Source organism: Streptomyces griseoruber (genome assembly GCF_001514205.1).
Classification (GTDB): domain Bacteria; phylum Actinomycetota; class Actinomycetes; order Streptomycetales; family Streptomycetaceae; genus Streptomyces; species Streptomyces griseoruber.
The window spans coordinates 1-1,053 of sequence record NZ_KQ948837.1 but is presented as its reverse complement, the minus strand read 5'-3'; the positions used below and the strand labels follow the sequence as shown (position 1 = coordinate 1,053).

Genomic DNA, 1,053 nt, shown 5'->3' with positions numbered 1-1,053 from the left:
GGACGGCGCTCCCGTCATCTCCGTGCGCAATCTGTGGAAGGTGTTCGGGCCGAAGGCCGAGCGGGTGCCGGGTGATGCGGAGCTGTGCGGCCTGACCCGGCGTGAGCTGATGGACCGTACCGGGTGTACCGCCGCGGTGCGTGATGTGAACTTCGACGTCCGTCGGGGTGAGGTGTTCGTGGTGATGGGCTTGTCGGGTTCGGGCAAGTCGACGTTGGTGCGGTGTCTGACCCGGTTGATCGAGCCGACGTCGGGTGAGCTGGTGTTCGAGGGGCAGGACATCCGGCAGGCGGACGCGGCGCGGTTGCGGGAGTTGCGGCGGCGCAAGTTCTCGATGGTGTTCCAGCATTTCGGGCTGTTGCCGCACCGTCGGGTGGTGGACAACGTGGCGTTCGGTCTGGAGATCCGTGGGATGGGTCGGGCGGAGCGGACGAGGCGGGCGCTGGAGGTGGTGGAGCTGGTCGGTCTGGCGGGTTATGAGAGCTCGTATCCGGACCAGCTCTCCGGTGGTATGCAGCAGCGGGTGGGGCTGGCGCGTGCGCTGGCGGGGGATCCGGATGTGCTGTTCTTCGACGAGCCGTTCTCGGCGCTGGATCCGTTGATCCGTCGGGACATGCAGAACGAGGTCATCCGGCTGCATCACGAGGTCGGCAAGACGATGGTGTTCATCACGCATGATCTGTCGGAGGCGCTGAAGCTGGGTGACCGGATCCTGATCATGCGGGACGGGAAGATGGTCCAGTGCGGCACGGGTGATGAGCTGGTGGGGGCGCCGGCGGACGACTATGTGCGTGAGTTCGTGAAGGACGTGCCGCGTGGTGATGTGCTGACGTTGCGGTGGATCATGCGGGCGCCGCAGGACGGTGATGCGCTGGACGGGCCGGAGCTGGGTCCGGACGTGGTGGTGCGGGAGGCCACGCGGGCGGTGCTGGCGGCGGAGAAGCCGGTGAAGGTCGTCGAGGACGGCAAGCTGCTCGGGATCGTCGGGGACGAGGAGATCCTCGCGGTCGTCGCCGGGCAGGAAGGCGGCAGGTGATGACCGCCACCATCGAG

The 1,053-nt window shown here is 67.3% G+C and carries 1 protein-coding gene; it reads left to right on the top strand.

Features of this window, described 5'->3' with window-relative positions:
• Positions 1-16 precede the first annotated feature (16 nt).
• The gene (locus AQJ64_RS44870; RefSeq protein WP_244902743.1) at positions 17-1,036 is read left to right on the top strand and encodes a quaternary amine ABC transporter ATP-binding protein; all 1,020 of its coding nucleotides are present in this window, start codon (positions 17-19) and stop codon (positions 1,034-1,036) included.
• Positions 1,037-1,053 lie beyond the last annotated feature (17 nt).